Raw genomic sequence first — 18,347 nt, 5'->3', positions numbered from 1 at the left:
TGCTTCCTCTCCTCCCTGGGCTCCCTCCTGTTGTTCGGGGGGTGCGCCATGGGATCGGGGGGGGCGGGGGGGGCCGCCCCGGCGATCGGGGCCCGGGCCCGGAAGTCCTGAACTCCCGGGGAGGCGCCGCCTGCCGGGAGCCGCCTCCCCACCGGACACACGACTCCACCATCCCGATCAACACGAAGAGTGGCATGACATGGCACCGATCGACCGGTCCGACCGAACGGCCGCGCGCGCGGAGTACTCCCTGCTCGCCGAGCTCCAGCCGGTGGTCGAGGACAACCTCCACCGCCACCTGGACGTCACCAAGGAGTGGTTCCCCCACGAGTACATCCCGTGGGGCGAGGGCAGGGACTTCGAGGGGCCGCTCGGCGGTGAGGCGTGGACGCCCGACGAGGCGACCCTGCCGGACGTCGCCCGCACCTCGCTCGTGGTGAACCTGCTGACCGAGGACAACCTTCCCGGCTACCACTTCGCGGTCGCGCAGTTCGGCAAGGACGGGGCCTGGGGCAACTGGGTCAACCGCTGGACGGCCGAGGAGGCCCGGCACGGGATCGCCCTGCGCGACTACCTCCTGGTCACGCGGGCCGTCGACCCCCGCGCCCTGGAGCGCGCCCGGATGGTGCACATGTCGACCGGGTACGAGCGCCCGGACGGATTCAGCGCGCTGCACGCGATCGCCTACGCGGCCTTCCAGGAGCTCGCCACCCGCATCTCGCACCGCAACACCGGCCACGCGAGTGCCGACCCGGTGTGCGACGCGCTCCTCGCACGCATCGCGGCGGACGAGAACCTCCACATGGTCTTCTACCGGAACCTGGTCGAGGCCTCGTTCGAGCTGGCGCCCGACGTCACGATGGAGGCCGTACGGGACGTCGTGACCGGCTTCGAGATGCCCGGCTCGACCATCAAGGACTTCGGGCGCAAGTCCGCGGAGATCGCCATCGCGGGCATCTACGACCTGCGGCTGCACCACGACAGCGTGGTCATGCCGATCCTGCGCAAGCTGCGCGTCTTCGAGCGGGAGGGCTTCGGCCCCACCGGGGAGCAGGCGCGGAGCGAACTCGCCTCGTTCGTCGCACGGCTGGACGCACAGGCGACGTCCTTCACCGACCGCCGTGAGGGCATCCGGGCGTCCCGCGCCAAGCGGGCGGAAGCGCTCGCGGCCACGACCGCCTGACCACGACGTCCGTCACGCACTCGTTCACTTCATCAGATCGGTGGGTACTGTCGCATGGCTCGGTCCTTGGTCGACGTCCTGTCCTCCCACGCTTCGGCCCGGCCCGACAGGACCGCCTACCGGTTCATGGCCACGGGCGACTGCGACGGGGACGTCGAGGAGCTGACGTACGCGCGGCTGGGCCGGCGCGCCCGGGCCATCGGCGCCGTCCTCCAGGAACGGGGGCTCGCCGGAACCCGCGCCCTGCTGCTCTACCCGCCCGGTGTCGAGTTCGTCTCCGGGTACATGGGGTGCCTGTCGGCCGGGGTCGTCGCCGTGCCCAGCGTGCCGCCGCAGGGCCGGGTGCAGAACCTCCGGACGCTGTCCCGGATGAGGAGGATGATCGCCGACGCGGACGTCAAGGTGATCCTGGCGACCCGCCAGGTCCTCTCGGCGCTGGACTCCGCGTCCGGCCACTTCCCCGAGCTCTCCACCCTGGTGTGCGTCGCCACGGAGGAGATCCCCGACGAGGCGGGCGACTCCTGGCGCGAACCCGCCATCGCGCCGGACGCGGTGGCCTTCCTCCAGTACACGTCCGGCTCCACCTCCGCCCCGCGCGGGGTGATGGTGACGCACCACAACCTGATGCACAACCAGGTGGCCCTGACCGAGCGGATGGGACACACCCCCGAGGCGCTGGAGGAGTGGGGCGGGGAGCTCTACGTCAGCTGGCTCCCGCTCTACCACGACCTGGGACTCATCGCCCCCGTCCTGAACAACCTCTACGTGGGCGGGACGGCCACGCTGTTCTCCCCGCCGCACTTCCTGCAGGAGCCCTCGCGCTGGCTGAAGGCGATCTCGCACTACCGTCCGCACACCAGCGGAGGACCCAACTTCGCCTACGAGCTGTGTCTGCGCCACGCCTCGCCCGAGCTGCTGGACGGCCTCGACCTGAGCCGGTGGCGGGTCGCGCTCAACGGCGCCGAGCCGGTGCGGGCCGGCACGATGCGGCGCTTCGCCGACACGTTCGCGACGGCCGGCTTCAGGCGGGAGTCGCACTTCCCGTGCTACGGGCTCGCCGAGGCGACGCTGATGGTGACGGGAAGCTCCGTGGACCGGGCGCCGACGCTGGTCGACAGATCCGACGTCGCGTCCCTGTCCGGGACGGTGGAGGACGGCCGACTGGTGAGTTCCGGCCGCCCGGGGATCGGCATCACGGTGGTCGTCGCCGACCCCGAGCGGCGCGTCGAGCGTCCCGAGGGCGAGGTCGGTGAGATCTGGGTCGCCGGGGAGAGCGTCACCGACGGCTACTGGCGCAACGTCCGGGCCACCCGGGAGGTGTTCCAGGCGTCCCTGGAGGACGGCAGGGGCGGATTCCTGCGCACCGGCGACCTGGGGTTCATGCGGGACGGCGAGGTGTTCGTCACCGGCCGGCTCAAGGACCTGCTGGTCATCGGGGGGCGCAACCACTACCCGCAGGATCTCGAACTGACGGCCGAGACGGCCCATCCCGGGGTCCGGCCGGGCTGCGTCGCGGCGTTCTCGGTCGACGACGCGGCGGGCGAGCAGCCGGTCCTCGTCGCCGAGGTGGCGCCGGAGGCCGCGCACGAGTCCGCCGGGATCCGGGCCGCGATCCGCAGCGCCGTCGGTGAGGCCCACGGCCTGTCGCTGCGGGACGTCGTCCTGATCGATCGCGGCACCCTCGCCAAGACCTCCAGCGGGAAGGTCCAGCGCAAGGCCTCCCGGACGGCGTACCTGGAGGGCACCCTCTCCGTCGTCGACCGGTCCGGCCTCGCCACCGGCCACGCCGCGCGCCAGGTCGTGTCGTCACCGTAGCGCCGCCCGCCCGGAGGGCAGGAGCAGCGACGTCCGGTGCGTGCGCGCGCAAGGCGCCGGGCCGCCCTCGCGGCGGAGCCGCACGGGCCTTTCGGCAACGCGGCCCCGGGGCGCCTCCCGTGCGCGAAGAAGCCAGTCGACGAGCCCGAGGAAACGGTTTTCCGACATGTCTACGAAGAAGTCCGGCGCGATCTCCGCCGAAGCGCTGCGGGAGTGGCTCGTCGGAGCCGTCTCCGGCAGCGCCGGACTGGACCCGGACGAGATCGGGGTGGACCGGCCGATCACCGAGTTCGGGCTGGGCTCGGTCCAGTTGGTGGCACTGGCCGCGAACCTCTCCGACCGGCTCGGCCGGCCGGTGGATCCGACCCTCGCCTACGACCACCCCACCATCGCGGCGATCGCCCGGGCCCTGTCCTCCGGCGCCCCCGCCGTCCCTCCCTCCGGCCCGGCCGGGCGAGGACCGGGGCAGGCGGCACGGCAGCGGAGCGGGACCGGCAGCACAGCGGGCGCCGACCCGGACGAGGTCGCGATCATCTCGATGGCCTGCCACTTCCCCGGCGGGGCGGACGATCCGGACGCACTGTGGCGGCTGCTCGCCGGAGGCGAGGACGCCGTCTCCGAGGTCCCCGAGGGCCGCTGGGACACCGAGGAGCTCCTCGACCCCGATCCGGAGGCCGTCGGCAAGGCGTACACGCTGCGCGGCGGATACCTCACCGGCATCGACCGCTTCGACGCCGCGTTCTTCGGGATCTCGGCCCGGGAGGCCGCCGCGATGGATCCGCAGCAGCGGCTGCTGCTGCGGACCTGCTGGGAGGCCCTTGAGCGGGCCGGCATCGTGCCCGAGGAGCTGAACGGCAGCGCCACCGGCGTCTACGTCGGCCTGTACGAGAGCGGCTACGCGGACGCGGCCCGCCTGGAGCTGCTGGACGGGCACGTCGCCACGGGTTCGGCGGCGAGCGTGGCCTCCGGCCGGCTCGCCTACACGCTGGGCCTGGAGGGGCCGGCCGTGACCATCGACACCGCCTGCTCCTCCTCGCTCGTCGCCCTTCACCTGGCCGCGGCGGCGCTGCGGAACGGCGAGTGCGATCTCGCCCTGGCCGGCGGCGCGACGGTGATGGTCAGCCCGCGCGGCCACGTCGAGTTCAGCAGACTCCGTGGCCTGTCGCCGTCCGGGCGGTGCCGGCCCTTCGCCGACGACGCGGACGGCGTGGTGTGGGCCGAGGGCTGCGGCCTGGTGGTGCTGAAGCGGCTCCGTGACGCCCGGCGGGACGGCCACCGGGTCCTCGCGGTCGTCAAGGGCTCCGCCGTCAACCAGGACGGCCGCAGCCAGGGACTGACCGCCCCGAGCGGCCCGGCGCAGGAACGGGTCCTGCGCTCCGCGCTGGCCGCCGCCCGTCTTCGGCCGGACGAGCTGGACTACGTGGAGGCGCACGGCACCGGCACGACGCTCGGGGATCCCATCGAAGGCCGCGCGCTGGCCCACGTCTTCGGGCCGCACCGCCCGGCGGACCGGCCCCTCGCCGTGGGCTCGCTCAAGTCGAACATCGGCCACGCGCAGGCCGCGGCCGGTATCGGAGGCGTCATCAAGACGGTGCTGTCCCTGCAGCACGAGCTGCTTCCGGCCTCGCTGCACGCCGAGACCCCGACACGGCACGTCGACTGGGCCGGCGCCGGCCTCGACGTGTGCGGCCGGCAGCGGGCCTGGCCGCGCGGCGACCGGGTGCGCCGCGCGGGCGTGAGCGCCTTCGGCATCAGCGGCACCAACGCGCACGTGATCCTGGAGGAGGCGCCGGACGACCCGGCGGCCTCCCCCGCCGGGCAGGACGCCCCGGAGCGGTCGGACCAGGAGTCCGGTCGGCGGCCCGTGACGCTGTTCCCGCTGTCGGCCCGCACCCTTCCCGCCCTGCGCGAGCAGGCCCACCGGCTGCTGGACGCCCTGTCGGACGGTCCGCGGCGGCCGCTGCCGGCCGTCGCCCGGACCCTGGCCCGCCACCGTACGCACTTCGAGCACCGCGCCGCCGTGGTGGCGGGGCACCACGAGGAACTGCTGGCCGGGCTGCGCGGCCTGGCCTCCGGACAGGACACGGACGGGCGCGTCGTGGGGCCCCGGCCGGTGATCCCCTCGGGCAGGCTGGCCTTCGTACTTCCCGGGCAGGGATCGCAGTGGGCCGGGATGGGCCGCGAACTGCTCGCCCGGTCGCCGCTGTTCGCCGACGAGATCGACCGCTGCGACGCGGCGCTGCGCCCGCACACCGGATGGTCGGTGCAGGCCGTGCTGCGCGGCGACGCGGGCGCGCCCTCACTGGACCGCGTCGATGTCGTGCAGCCCGTGCTCTTCGCCGTCATGGTGGCCCTCGCGGCGGTGTGGCGCGCCCACGGCGTGACGCCCGACGCGGTCGTGGGCCACAGCCAGGGCGAGGTCGCCGCCGCCTGCGTCGCCGGCGCGCTCGGTCTGAACGACGCCGCCGCCGTGGTCGCGCTGCGCGCGCGGGCCCTGAAGGCGGTCGCCGGGACCGGTGGGATGGCCGTGGCCGCGCTTCCGCCCGAAGAGGTCGAGGCGAGGCTCGCGGAGCTGGGCGGCGGGCTGTCCGTCGCCGCGGTCAACAGCGGCATGTCGACGGTGGTGGCCGGTGACACGGAGCCGCTGGAGTCCTTCCTCGCCGGCCTGGAGCGGGACCAGGTGTTCGCCCGCCGGATCCCGGTCGACTACGCCTCGCACAGCGCGCGGGTCGAGCCCGTACGCGAGGCGATCCTGGCCGAGCTGGACGGCATCGCCACGAGTCCGACGTCCGTCGCGTGGTACTCGACGGTGTCCGGCGAACCGGTCCACGAGGAGTCTCTGGAGGCCGACTACTGGTACCGCAACCTGCGCGAACCCGTGCGCTTCGCCGACACGGTGCGGCGGATGCTGGACGACGGCGTCCGGTACTTCGTGGAGCTCAGCCCGCACCCGTCGCTGCTCCCGTCGATCGAGTCCCTCGCCGCGGACGCCGGGATCGACGTCGCGGCCGTCGGCTCGCTGCGCCGCGACGAGGGCGGCGACGACGCCGTACCGAGCCGGCTGGGGGAGCTGTACGCCGCGGGCCACACCCCCCGCTGGCCCGCGCTGTTCCCCGCGGGCACCCCGATCGAGCTGCCCACCTACCCCTTCTCCCGGGAACGGCACTGGCTGCCCCCCGCTCCCCCGCGCCCGGCCGGGCGCGGCGCGGCACCGCTCGTCGACACGCACGTCGAGTCCAGTGACGAGCCGGACCGGCACGTCTTCCAGACCGACGTCGACCTCCGCGACGGCCGGTTCGCCTACCTGCTCGACCACCGCGTCTCCGGGGAGGTCTGGATGCCCGCCGCCGCGTTCCTGGAGATGGCCCTCGAAGCGGTCTCCGCGCTCGGGCGAGCCGGGGACGTCGGGCTGAGCGGGGTCCGTTTCGAGCAGCCGCTCCCGTTGGACACCGACACCCCGGTCCAGCTCCAGCTGGTGCTGAAGACGGGTGAGGACGGCGGGGCCGGGCGCTTCACCATCGCGTCCAGGACGTCCGGCGGCGGCGACCGGCGGACACCGTGGGTGCGGCACGTGAGCGGGGACCTCGTCGCCGCCGGACCCGGGACCACCGCATCCGCGGACGCCCCGGGCCCGACGCCGGCCGCACTGCGGGAGCGCTGCACCGAGCAGGTCGACGTGGCCGAGGTCTACGCCGCGCTGACCGCGGCGGGCATCGACTACGGGCCGTCCTTCCGCGGCCTGACGGAGGGCCTGCGCGGGCGGTCCGAAGCACTGGGCAGGCTGGCGCTGGGGCCCGGCCCCGGACATCTGGTGCACCCCGCCGTCCTGGACTCCGCCTTCCACACGGCCGCGCTTCCGGGCGACGCCCCCGACGGCAGGGCGTTCGTCCCCGCGGGGATCGGCCGCCTGCGGTTCACCGGACTGCGCACCGCCCCGGTCTGGGCCGCCTGCGCCCTGCGGGACCTGGACGGGGACACCGCCACCCTGGACCTGCGCCTCCTGGACGAGGAGGAGCGGCTGGTCCTCGAGATCGAGGGGCTCGAACTGGCCGCCCCGTCCCGGCTGGACGCGGCGCTCTTCGAGGTCCGGTGGCAGCCCCGGCCACCGGCCGGGGACCCGCCGGCCCGTGGCACCTGGCTGATCCTGGCCGACGATTCGGGCGTGGGAGCCGACCTGGGTCGCCGCCTCGGTTCGGCGCCGTACGTCGTCGCCCGGCGGGGAGACACGTTCGCCGCCGAGGAGCCCGGCCACTATGTGATCGATCCACAGGATCCACGGCACCTGGAGCGCCTGCTCGACGAGGCGTTCACCGCGGAGCCGCCCGAGCGGGTGATCCAGCTGTTCGGCCTGGACGCTCCGGCGATCGACTCGGCCGAGACGGCGGAGGAAGCCGCCCGGCTGTGCTGCGTGAGCACCATGCACCTGGTGCGGGCGCTCACCGATCGCCCGCGCGGTCCGGCCCCGCGGCTCTTCCTCGTCAGCCGAGGCAGTCAGCCCGCCGGGGACAGTACGGAGGTGACGCTCCCCCAGCAGGCGCTCGGGTGGGGCTTCGGCAACGCGGTGGCGCTGGAGCATCCGGAGCTGCGCACCACCCTGGTCGACCTGCCGGCCGACGGCGGGACGGACGCGCTCTGGAACCAGCTGCGGCACGCGGACGACGAACGGCTGCTCGCCCTGCGCGGCACGGGCCGGCTCGTGCCTCGGCTCGCGCCCACCCGCCCGGACCGGCTCGGCGACGCGGGGATCCGCCCCGACGGCACGTACCTGATCACCGGTGGTCTCGGCGGCCTCGGCCGGGTCGCCGCCGACCGGCTGGTGCGGCAAGGGGCGCGCCGGCTGGCCCTGATGACCCGCGGCGTGCCTTCCGCGGACGCGGAGCGGTGGATCGCCGGGCTGCGGGAACGCGGTGTCACCGTGCACCTCGCCCGGGCCGATGTCGCCGACCGGGAGGGCCTGACGGCGGCGCTGGACCTGCTGCGCCGAGAGGCCTCCCCGATCAGCGGCGTCGTCCACGCCGCGGGCGTCCTCGACGACGCGACCCTCCCGAACCTCACGCCCGAGCGGATCCTCGGCGTCCTGGCGCCCAAGGTGCTCGGCACGGCGCTGCTCACGGAGCTGGTGCCGGAGGCGGAGTCCCTGGTCCTCTTCTCCTCGGCCGCGGGCCTGCTGGGCTCGGCCGGGCAGAGTCCGTACGGTGCGGCGAACGCCTTCATGGACGCCTGGGCGCACCACCTCTCCCTCTCCGGGCGGCGGGCCCTCAGCCTCGACTGGGGTGCCTGGGCGGAGGTCGGCATGGTCAGCGGGTCGGACGCGCGGATCGGCGGCACGGCGCGGTCGGGCCTCCTCGGCTTCGCGCCGGAGGAGGGCGGCGAGCTGTTCGAGCGGGTGCTGTCCACGGCACGCCGTCAGCTCGCGCCGCTCTCGTTGGACTGGCGGGCGCTCGCCCTCGACGCGGACGCACGGTCGCGTCCGCTCCTGCGCGATCTCGTCCCCGCCCCGGCCGGCGCCCCGGGCTCCGCCGAACTCGTCGCCCGGGCGCTCGCCCTGCCGACGGCGCGGGAGCAGACCGACCTGCTCGAGACGTACGTACGGACGACGGTGGAGGAGGTGGCCGGCGGCACCGTCACGGGCCTCACCCCGGCCACGTCGCTGAAGCAGCTCGGGTTCGACTCCCTGATGCTCGTCAGGCTGCGCAACGCCTTCGTCCGCGAGCTCGGCGTCGAACTCGCGGCGTCGGCGGTGTTCTCGGCGGCGGACCTGCGCGGCCTCGCGGGCGAGCTGCGCGACGCGCTGGTCGCGCGGGCCGGCGTCGCGGAGCCCGGCCCGCGCGAACCGGCACCGGAGCCGGTGCCGACGCCGGACTCCGGCTCCGGCTTCGGGGCGCCCGCGTACGCGCTGCGTCCGGCGACCCGGGACGTGGTACGTCTGCTGCGCAGCGCGCGGCCGGGCGTCCCGAGCGCGGCGCATGCCGTCGGACTCGCGGTACGGCTCACCGTGCCCACCACGCGGCGCCGGCTCACGGACATCCTCGCCCGGCTGGCCGGACGGCACGCGGCACTGCGTACGGCGATCCTCACGGACGCCGGACGGGAACGGCGGCTGCGGGTGGAACAGGACCCGGCCGTGCCCCTGCTCCGGTGGTCGGACCTCGGCGAGGGTGCGGAGGTCGACGTCGACCAGCGGCTCCGGGAGCTGCTGGAGCCGCCGTTCGATCTCGCCGCCGCACCGTTGTGGCGTTTCGAGCTGCTCGACCGCGGTGCCCGGGGCAGCACCCTGCTCTTCGGCGCCCATCACGGCGTCAGCGACCTCCAGTCGCTGCTGCTGGTGGCCGCCGAGATCGACACCGAGCTGTCCGGCACGCCGCTCGACGGAACCGTCTCCGACCGTGACATCGACCTCCTGCTCCAGGCCCAGACGGCGACGCGGCCCGTCGGTGGCGCGGACGGCGCGGTGGCCGCCTGGCGGGCGGAGTTCGACGGCAGCCGGCGCCTCGACCTGACGCTCACGCATCCCCGCCCCGGGACACGGTCGTTCCGGGCGGGCAGCGTGGCGCTGGAGCTCCCCGAGGGGCTCATGGACCGGGTGGCCTCCCGCGCCGGCCGGCTGGCCATCACTCCGGCGGCCTTCTGCCTGGGCGTCCTGACGGTGCTCCTCGCCCGGCTGCGGGAGCGCGACCGGTTCGTGCTCGCCGTCCCGGTGGACACCCGGATGCACGTCGGCGCGTTCGACGCGGTCGGCTTCTTCGGTGTGCCGGTGCCGTTCCCGGCCCGGGCCGTGCCGGGCGAGCGGATCGACGAGGTGCTGCGCCGCACCGACGGCCACTTCGAGCAGGTGCTGGCCCAGGGCGCCATGTTCTCCGACACCCTGGCCGCGCTGGCCGCCCAGGGGCTGTACCGGGAGAACGCCCCCCTGGTCGAGGTCTACTTCAACTACATGCGGCCCGCGAAGGCCGGGCCCGTCGCGATGGAGTTCCTGCCGTCCGGGACCGGGTACTCCGACATCGATCTGATGGTCACCCTGACGCCGGGCATCGGCCGGCTGCGGCTGGACCACAACCTGGACATCATGGACGGGGCGGCTGCCGCCGGGATCGGGGAGGAGTACCTGCGTCTCCTCGCGGAGGCGGCGGACGATCCGTCCGCCCCGGCCCGGATCGCGTCCCAGGCATCCCCGACACCGATACCGGAACCGATACCGGAACCGGAACCGGGCCCTGAACCTGAACCGGAACCGGAACCGGTACAAGCACCGCACCCGACACCGGAACCGGAACCGTCGTCGGCCACGGCGCCGGTCCCGGAGCCGCCGTCGAACGCCTCGCTCGCCCTCGCGGCCACCTTCGCCCTGGGGGATCTCCCCCTGATGTGTGAGGCGGCCCTGGGCGACGGCCTGTCACACCAGCCGGAGAGCTCCGGAACGACGGTCGTGACGGCCCCGTACCACCATGTCCTGGCCGGCCTCCGGGATCCCTCCGGAGTCTTCGCCCAGCCCTCGACGGCCGTCGGTGCCGTGCTCCTGAGGGCCACCGACCTGGAACGGTTCGGCCCGGTCACCGACGAGCTGCTCGCCGGTCTCCGTACCGAGTACCCGGCGGCCCTGCGGGCGCTGTCCGAGCGGACACGGGTGCCGCTGGTCGTCGGGTTCGTGCCGTCCGCCCGCCGCGACGACCGGCTGGAACGGTGGGAGAGGGACGTCGCGGCAGAGCTGTCGGAACTGCCCGGCATCGCGCTCCTGGGCCCCGACGACTGGACCCGTCACCATGCCGTCGACGATCCCTTCGACGACAGGACCGAGGAGCTCGCCCACCTGCCGTACACCCCGCAGTTCCAGGCGGCCGTGGCCCTCACCCTGGCCGAGGTCGCCCGGACGGTCCTGCGGGTCCCGCCGAAGGTGATCGCCGTCGACGGTGACGAGACCCTCTGGAGCGGTGTGGCGGGCGAGAGCGGTCCCGACGGTGTCGACCTCGGCGGTGCCCGCGCGCTGCTCGCACGGCGCCTCCTGCAGTGGCGGGCCGCCGGCACCCTGCTGGTCCTGGTCAGCAACAACGACGAGGCCACCGTGCGGGCCGTCCTGGAACGCCCCGACAGCGTCCTGCGGCCGGAGCACTTCAGCGTGGTCTCCGCCGCGTGGGGCCGCAAGGCCGAGCGGCTGGAGGAGGCGGCGCGGACGCTCGGCCTCGGACCGGACAGCTTCCTGTACCTGGACGACAACCCGGTCGAGATCGCCTCCATGCGGGCCGCGCTGCCCGAGGTGCTGTCCGTGACCTGCCCGGCCGTCGGGGAACTGGAGTCCTTCGTGTCACGGCTGTGGCCGCTGGTCCCCCTCCCGGCGACGGCCGAGGACACCCTGCGTTCGGAGTTCTACCGGCAGGAACGGGTGCGGGAGGCCGTACGGGAGCAGGTCGGCTTCGAGGAGTTCCTCGACGGGCTGAAGCTCGAGGTCGACATCCGGCCCGTGTCCGGGGCCGACGTCCAGCGCTCCGCCCAACTCATCCGGCGCACGAACCAGTTCACCCTTCGCGCACGGTCGGCCGACGGCCGCGACCTGGAGCGGTGGCGGCAGCGGGGCGAGGTCTGGACGGCCTCGGCCCGCGACCGGTTCGGCGACTACGGGCAGGTCGGACTGCTCGCGGTCCGTCGGGACGGCGACCGGCTGGACGTCCTGGGCTGGGCGCTCAGCTGCCGTGCGCTCGGCCGCGGGGTCGAGGAACGGCTGCTCCAGTGGCTGGCCGACCGCGCGGACGCGCTCGACTGCGCGGCGGTGCGGATCACCGCGGAGCACACGCCGCGCAACGCGCCGGCCCGGCGCCTGGTGGCCGCGCTCGGCGGCGGCGGTCCGGACGACGAGCGGCTGGAACTCGTGACGACCCCGGAGCACCTGCGGGCGTTCCGGTCCTGGCGGCACTGATGGCGAAGGGAAGAGCACACGGTGAGAGGGTCCCCATGAGTGACGTGAACGCGGACGGGCCGGTGAGCGGCCCCGGCGACGGGCAGCACCTGGCGGGGGTGTCGATCGAGCGGGGCGGCGGGCCGCTCAGCGTGGCCGATCTGCTGGCCCTGGTCCGGCCGACGGCCACGGCTCCGCCCGGGACGGCGGGCGTTCACGAGGCGGGCCTCGGCCCGGCCGGGGACGTGGAGCGGCTGGCCGCGGCCATCTCCGCCGCGGCCGCCCGGTTCCTGCCGGACGGCGCCATGGGACCCGAGACCGACTTCTTCGACGCCGGAGGAACCTCGGTCAACGCGGTGGAACTCGTCGCCGCGCTGGCCCGCGACCTCGGTGTGGAGGTCGGCCTCGACGACGTGTTCGCCGATGCCAGGCCCCGCCGCATCGCCGAAGGCTGGCTCTCGGCCGACGGGACCCGGCCGGTGCCGGACGGGTCGGCCGGTCCTGCGCCGGGCATGTCGGGCGGCCTCGCCGCGGGCGTGCCGGCCGGCCCCGCGCCGACCGCCCGAGCCGTGCCGGCGGGCGCCGCCGAGGAGGACCTCGATCTGATCCTGGCCGACCTCGCCCGCGCCGACGCCCTGCCGTGGGCCGGCCCGCCGGAGCCGGTCGTACCGCGCAGGATCCTGCTGACCGGTGCGACCGGCTTCCTCGGCGGTCACATGCTGCTCGATCTGCTGCGGCACAGCGACGCGCACGTCGTGTGCCTGGTGCGCGCGGCGGACGAGGAGGAGGGGACGAAGCGGCTGGGCGCCGCCCTGTCCTCGTACGCCCTGCCCTGGTCCTCCGAGATACGACGGCGGGTCACGGTCCTCACCGGCGACATCCGGCAGCCGCGGCTGGGGCTCCCGGACGAACGCTGGGAGGCGCTGACGCGGGAGGTGGACTCCGTCGTCGGTGTGGCCGCGGCGGTGGACTTCCTGCGCGGCTACCCGTCGCTGCGGCAGAGCAACGTGATGGGCCCGCTGACGCTGGCGGAGCTCGCGGCGACCGGACGGCCGAAGCCGCTGCACCACGTCTCCTCGGTCGCCGTCTTCAACGAGGTCGGCATCGCCTCCATGGGCGAGGACGACCCGGTCGCGCACATCGACCGGCTGGTCGCGGGGTACGACAAGTCGAAGTGGGCCGCGGAGGCCCTGCTCCGGCGGGCCCGTGACCACGGACTGGTCGTCACGATGCTGCGCCCCGGCGGCATCACCGGGCACACCAGGACGGGTGCCTACAACCCCCAGGACCTCAGCAGCGGTCTGACCTCGGCGATCGCCCGCTTCCGCAGGGTGCCGGCGTTCCGCTCCCTCAACAGCGCCCCGGTGGACTGGGTGAGCCGGGTGGCGGTGGGCGTGGTCCTGGAGCCCGGGGCCTGGGGCTACAACTACCACCTGACGGGCCGGCCCAACACGCTGCCGGACCTCGTGCGCGAGATGTCGCTCGGCGGGATGGGCGTCCGCGTGCAGGACTGGGAGGAGTGGCGGGCCGGCACCGTGGCACGGCTGAAGGCCGATCCCGTCCCCGAACTGGACTTCCTGGCACGGGTGCTGGAGAGCCCCACGGCCGTGAAACTGTGCGAGGCGACGCTGCGGGCACCGGCGTGCACCAGTGAGCGGACGGACGCGTTCGTCTCCGCGCGGAACCTGCCGCCCGCGGCCCGCTACGACGCACAGGCGCAGCTGAAGACCTTCGAGAAGCTGGCGCGGGACGGGCTCGGCCGCCTCCCCGAGCGGGACGATCCGCCGTACCTGTGGTTCCCGGAGACGATGGAGGGGACCCTGGGACCCGTCGGCGAACCCGCCGGCACCGCGTGCACGCTGAAGCTGACCCTGTCGATCGCGAGCATGTACCAGCTGCAGCGGGAGCGCCGGATCGACATCCGCGGGGAGCTCTCCTGCGCCCTGCTGCACCCCGAACCCCTCGTGGTCGAGCAGGGCGACCTGTGGGTCCGCCCGCAGGGAGGGATCCCGGAGGAGCACGGTCTGCGCCACACGCTGCTGCGCTACCGGCTGCGGCTGCGCGACCGCGACGGCCGGGTGTGGTGGCTGGAGGGCCGGAAGTTCGCCCGCGCGCGGCGGGACCTGTGGCGTCAGACGCGCACCCTGACCGTCGCGCTCGGCCGCGAGGGCGAGCCGGCGAGCCTGGAGGGACAGGTCGTCGTGCCCGGCGACAGCTACGTACGCGAACAGGTCGACGGCATCCGGGTCGATCCACGGCTGTCCGGTCAGGAGAAGCGGGCCGCCAAGCTGACCTGGCTCGCCTGGTTCGGCATGGAGGTGGGCCGTGGCCTGCTGGGTCCCTTCGCCCGGGCCGGCGCGGACCTTCTCGACCTGCGCCCGACACCGACACCGACACCGACGGAGCGCGACCGATGATCCTGCGAGCGACGAGCCGGCGAGCGGCCACCCAGCGAGCGATGACGCAGCGATCGGCCACGACCCTGAGGCCGCTGTACGCCCGCCTCGACGAGGCGACCGTCGAAGAGGTCCCGCTGCGGGCCGGGGACGGCACGCGCATCGGCCTGACCAGGGTCTCCCGTGGCCACGACGACCGGCCGGCGGTGCTGCTCCTGCACGGCCACACGGCCTCCTCCGACATGTTCGTCCAGCCCGAGACCCGCAACCTGGTCGAGGTGCTGCTGGACGGGGGGTACGAACCGTGGCTGCTGGACTGGCGGGGCAGCTGCCGCCTTCCGTACAACGCCACCGGCCGCGCGTACACGTACGACGACGTCTCCCTGTACGACATCCCCGAGGCGGTGGCACACATCCGGCGGCGGATCGGCGACCGGCCGCTGTTCGTCGTCGCGCACTGCGTGGGTGCGATCACGCTGTCGATGAGCATGGCCGCGGGCCTGGTACCGGGGCTGGCCGGCGTGGTGGCGCAGGGCGCCTTCCTGACGCCCAGGTTCGCGGGCACGACGTCGCTGCGGATGGCCCTGGGCGGCGAACTGCTCCGGTCCCGCGTCGACCACATCCCGGTGGACTTCCGCAAGGTCGGGCTCTGGTCGAAGTACACCCCGCTGTTCGCCCTGGCCTCCTGGAAGGCGGACTGCCCCGACGCCACCTGCCAGATCCTGCACAACTCCGCCTGGGGCATGGGTGCTTCGCTGTACGTGCACGACCACCTGTCCGAGACCACGCACGACCGGCTGGCGGAGCTGTTCGGCCCCGCGCCCACGTGGATCGTCCCGCATCTGCGGCGGATCGACCTGGCGCGCAGCGTCGTGCGCTGGCACCACGGCGACGACCGCTACAGGGCGCTCCCGGAGAACGCCCTGGACCACGCCGGACGGATCGACTGCCCGGTGCTCCTGATGTCCGGCAGCGAGAACAGGACGTGGATGGACTCCCAGAAGCTCTGCCACGAGGTGCTCGGCGCCCGGCAGCCGCAACTGGACGTCCGGTACACCGAGATCCCGGGCTACGGCCACGCGGACGCGTTCATCGGCCGGGCCGCCGCGCTGGACGTCTTCGGTCACATCCTGGACTTCATGGGCGAACAGCTGTGACGCGGGCCGCGAGAGTCGGCCGCGAGGACGAGATCCAGGGGCAGGGCACGGCGATGGAGGCAACGGAAGTGACGGACATGACGCAAGCGGCGCGCATACGGACCGGCGGCGGCGACGACGGCGACGGCGACGGCAGCAGCGGCGGCGGCGGCGGCAAGGAGATTCCCCAGCACGCGGGAGTCCCCCTGCTCGGATCGCTCTTCGACCTGAAATCGGACTCGCTCGGCACCTATCTGCGCGCGATGCACGCGCACGGCGACGTCGTACGGATCACCGCGGGCCCGCCGGGGCTGCGCGCCGAGATGCACTGCGTGTTCTCCGCGGAGGGCGCCCACCAGGTGCTGGGGTCCGAGGCGGCCAACTTCCGCAAGGACAACCACTTCTACCAGGAGATCCGGGACTCCTTCGGCAACGGTCTGCTGACCAGCCAGGACGAGGACTACCTGCGCCAACGGCGGCTGGTGCAGCCGCTGTTCACCAAGCGTCGGGTGGACGGGTACGCGGGCGCCGTCGTCGCCGAGACCGAGGTGACCCTCGCCGCCTGGGAGCAGGCGCCCGACGGGACCGTCGAGCTCTCCCACGAGATGATGCGCCTCGCGCTGCGCGCGGTCGCCCGGATCCTCTTCGGCACCGACGTGGAGGCCACCATCGACGTCGTCGACCGGTGCTTCCCGGTCATCACCGAGTACACGATGCGCCGCGGCTACTCCCCCGTGACCATCCCCCGCGACTGGCCCACCCCGGGCAACAGGCGGGCGGCCGCCGCGGTGAACGAGCTGTACCGCGTGTGCGACGCGATCGTCGCCGAACGGCGCAGCGGCACGGCTCCCCAGGGCGAGGACCTGCTGTCGCTGCTCGCCGCCGCCACGAACGCGGAGGACGGGGAGCTCGACGCCACCGAACTGCGCGACCAGATGCTGATCTTCCTGCTCGCCGGGCACGAGTCGACCGCGACCTCGCTCGCCTTCGCCCTGCACCTGCTGGCCTGCCACCCCGAGATCCAGACCCGGGCGCGCGACGAGGTCAACGGCGCCCTGGGCGACCGCACGCCCGATGCCACCGACCTCGACCGCCTCCCGTACCTCACACGGGTGCTCAAGGAGGCCATGCGGCTCTACCCCGCGGCCCCTGTCACCGGCCGCCGCGCGGTCGCCGCGAGCGAGATCGACGGCCACACGATCCCGGCGGGCGCCGACGTGATGCTGGCGCCGTGGGTCACGCACCGCCACCCGCGCTACTGGCCGGACCCGGAGCGCTTCGACCCCGACCGGTTCACCCCGGAGGCGGAGGCGACCCGCCCGCGCTACGCCTACTTCCCCTTCGGCGGGGGCCCGCGCGCCTGCATCGGGCAGCACTTCTCGATGCTGGAGTCGGTGATGGTGCTGGCGATGCTCCTGCGGGTCTACGAGTTCGATGCCGTGGACACCGATCTGGAGGTCGCCGCCGGGATCAGCCTGCGCATCGCCGGCACGGCGCGCTGCCGGATCCGCCGCGTGGACTCACCTCCGGCGCCGCGGCGCTGATCCGCGCGGCACGGCGTTCCCCCCGACGGGGCAGGCCGCGGCCGCGCCGGCGCCGGTGGTCACGGCGGCGGGGCCGTGGCGGCGGTCACCTGTCGCCCGCGAGGTCGAGATCGTCGCTCCGCGCCCCGGACGCGGTCTCCGCCCGCCGCGGGCGGCGCCACGGGCGCGGGATCGGGCGGGAGACCGCCTGCCACCACGACTCCCCCGGCAGCTTCCCCGCGGGTTCGAACGGCTCACCGGGGCGGGGGAACGCCACCGCCTGGCCGGCGTCCTCGGCCGCGTCCCTCGTCCACTCGCCCGGCTCCGCCCACGGGTGCGGGGCCAGGTTGAACGTGCCCCAGTGGATCGGCAGCAGCACCCCGCCCGGGGCGCCGCCCTGAAGGTCGAGGTGGCTCTGGACGCCCTCGGCCGGAGTCATGTGGATGTCGGTCCAGAACTCCGAGTACGCACCGATCTGGATCATGGTGGCGTCGAAGGGGCCGTGGGTGGCGCCGATGTCCGCGAAACCGGAGAAGTAACCGGTGTCGCCGCTGTGGAAGATCCGGTGGGCAGGCCCCTGCACGACCCAGGACGCCCAGAGCGTGTGCTGCGTGTTGCGCAGTCCGCGCCCGCAGAAGTGCCGGGCGGGGGTGGCCGTGAGCGTCAGGCCGCCGATCGCGGTGGACTCGTTCCAGTCCAGCTCGCGCAGCCGGGAGGCGGACACGCCCCAGCGCTCCAGGTGCGCCCCGACGCCGAGCGGCACCGCGAAGAGGGTGTCGGTGCCGGCGAGCGCCTTGATCGTCGGCAGGTCGAGGTGGTCGTAGTGGTCGTGCGAGATCACGACCACGTCCACCGGGCCGAGCGCGGCGAGCGGCAGGGGCACCGGGTGGAGCCGCTTGGGGCCGGCGAAGGGGAAGGGGGAGCAGCGATCGCCCCAGACCGGGTCGAACAGCACCCGGTGGCCGTCGATCTCCGCGAGGACGCCGGAGTGCCCCATCCAGGTCAGCCGCAGACCGGTGGCCGGGGGTTTCGCCAGGTCGGCGAGGGTGGTGGGGTGGACGGGGATCGCGCCGGTGGGGGCTCGGCGCGCACGCCCCTCCTTCTCGAAGTAGATCTTGGCGAGCTCGACGCTCGACCCGGAGGGCCCGCGTCGCGCCGGCTCGGGGTTCTGGAAGATCCCGTCCCTGAAATTCGGCGAGCGGCGGATCCGGGCGAGGCGCTCACCCGTGGGATCCGCGCCGAAGGACTCCGGGCGCAGCGCGCGCAGCCGGGCCCGGGGGGAACGGTCGGAGCCGGTACCGGTCACAGGACCTCCTGATCTCTGGGGTCGTTCCATTATGGGCGGCCCGCGCCGAAGACCGCCGGGCGGTCGGCCATACTGAACCACTGTTCAGTACGACCGCCCTG

Annotated in this window: 7 protein-coding genes; 6 read left to right on the top strand and 1 reads right to left on the bottom strand. The window is 74.2% G+C overall.

Translation table 11 applies throughout. The annotated features are described in order from the left end of the window. Positions 1–199 precede the first annotated feature (199 nt). The 6 genes from ACFV2S_RS10945 (at position 200) to ACFV2S_RS10920 (ending at position 16,961) form a co-directional block, all read left to right on the top strand. Positions 200–1,183: an acyl-ACP desaturase gene (locus ACFV2S_RS10945; protein ID WP_385556317.1), complete on the top strand. Its 984-nt coding sequence runs from the start codon at positions 200–202 to the stop codon at positions 1,181–1,183. A gap of 54 nt (positions 1,184–1,237) precedes the next feature. Next, positions 1,238–2,998, top strand: a complete 1,761-nt coding sequence (locus ACFV2S_RS10940) for a fatty acyl-AMP ligase (protein WP_385556315.1) — start codon at positions 1,238–1,240, stop codon at positions 2,996–2,998. 166 nt (positions 2,999–3,164) lie between these two features. Next, entirely contained in the window at positions 3,165–11,906 is an 8,742-nt protein-coding gene (locus ACFV2S_RS10935) for an HAD-IIIC family phosphatase (RefSeq protein WP_385556313.1), read from the top strand. Between the two features lie 35 nt (positions 11,907–11,941). Then, on the top strand, positions 11,942–14,302 hold the full coding sequence (locus tag ACFV2S_RS10930; RefSeq protein WP_385556311.1) for a thioester reductase domain-containing protein: 2,361 nt from the start codon (positions 11,942–11,944) through the stop codon (positions 14,300–14,302). A gap of 41 nt (positions 14,303–14,343) precedes the next feature. Further along, positions 14,344–15,438 (top strand): alpha/beta fold hydrolase, encoded by a 1,095-nt coding sequence (locus tag ACFV2S_RS10925; protein ID WP_385556309.1) that lies wholly within the window; start codon positions 14,344–14,346, stop codon positions 15,436–15,438. Between the two features lie 77 nt (positions 15,439–15,515). After that, on the top strand, positions 15,516–16,961 hold the full coding sequence (locus tag ACFV2S_RS10920) for a cytochrome P450 (RefSeq protein ID WP_385556307.1): 1,446 nt from the start codon (positions 15,516–15,518) through the stop codon (positions 16,959–16,961). Between the two features lie 85 nt (positions 16,962–17,046). Here the strand turns inward: ACFV2S_RS10920 and ACFV2S_RS10915 are convergent, their stop codons facing one another. After that, complete coding sequence (locus tag ACFV2S_RS10915; protein ID WP_385556305.1) at positions 17,047–18,276, bottom strand: MBL fold metallo-hydrolase; 1,230 nt, start codon at positions 18,274–18,276, stop codon at positions 17,047–17,049. Between the last annotated feature and the right edge of the window lie 71 nt (positions 18,277–18,347).

The organism is Streptomyces sp. NPDC059695 (assembly GCF_042733785.1).
Lineage (GTDB): Bacteria > Actinomycetota > Actinomycetes > Streptomycetales > Streptomycetaceae > Streptomyces.
Note: the sequence above shows the minus strand (reverse complement) of the source record. Positions and strands in the feature narration are given on the sequence as shown.

Bases quoted from the DNA above. Each gene is read 5' to 3' on its own strand.
- ACFV2S_RS10920 (WP_385556307.1), top strand. From the start codon at position 15,516: ATGACGCAAGCGGCGCGCATACGGACCGGCGGCGGCGACGACGGCGAC.
- ACFV2S_RS10915 (WP_385556305.1), bottom strand. From the start codon at position 18,276: ATGGAACGACCCCAGAGATCAGGAGGTCCTGTGACCGGTACCGGCTCC.
- ACFV2S_RS10945 (WP_385556317.1), top strand. From the start codon at position 200: ATGGCACCGATCGACCGGTCCGACCGAACGGCCGCGCGCGCGGAGTAC.
- ACFV2S_RS10930 (WP_385556311.1), top strand. From the start codon at position 11,942: ATGAGTGACGTGAACGCGGACGGGCCGGTGAGCGGCCCCGGCGACGGG.
- ACFV2S_RS10935 (WP_385556313.1), top strand. From the start codon at position 3,165: ATGTCTACGAAGAAGTCCGGCGCGATCTCCGCCGAAGCGCTGCGGGAG.
- ACFV2S_RS10940 (WP_385556315.1), top strand. From the start codon at position 1,238: ATGGCTCGGTCCTTGGTCGACGTCCTGTCCTCCCACGCTTCGGCCCGG.
- ACFV2S_RS10925 (WP_385556309.1), top strand. From the start codon at position 14,344: ATGACGCAGCGATCGGCCACGACCCTGAGGCCGCTGTACGCCCGCCTC.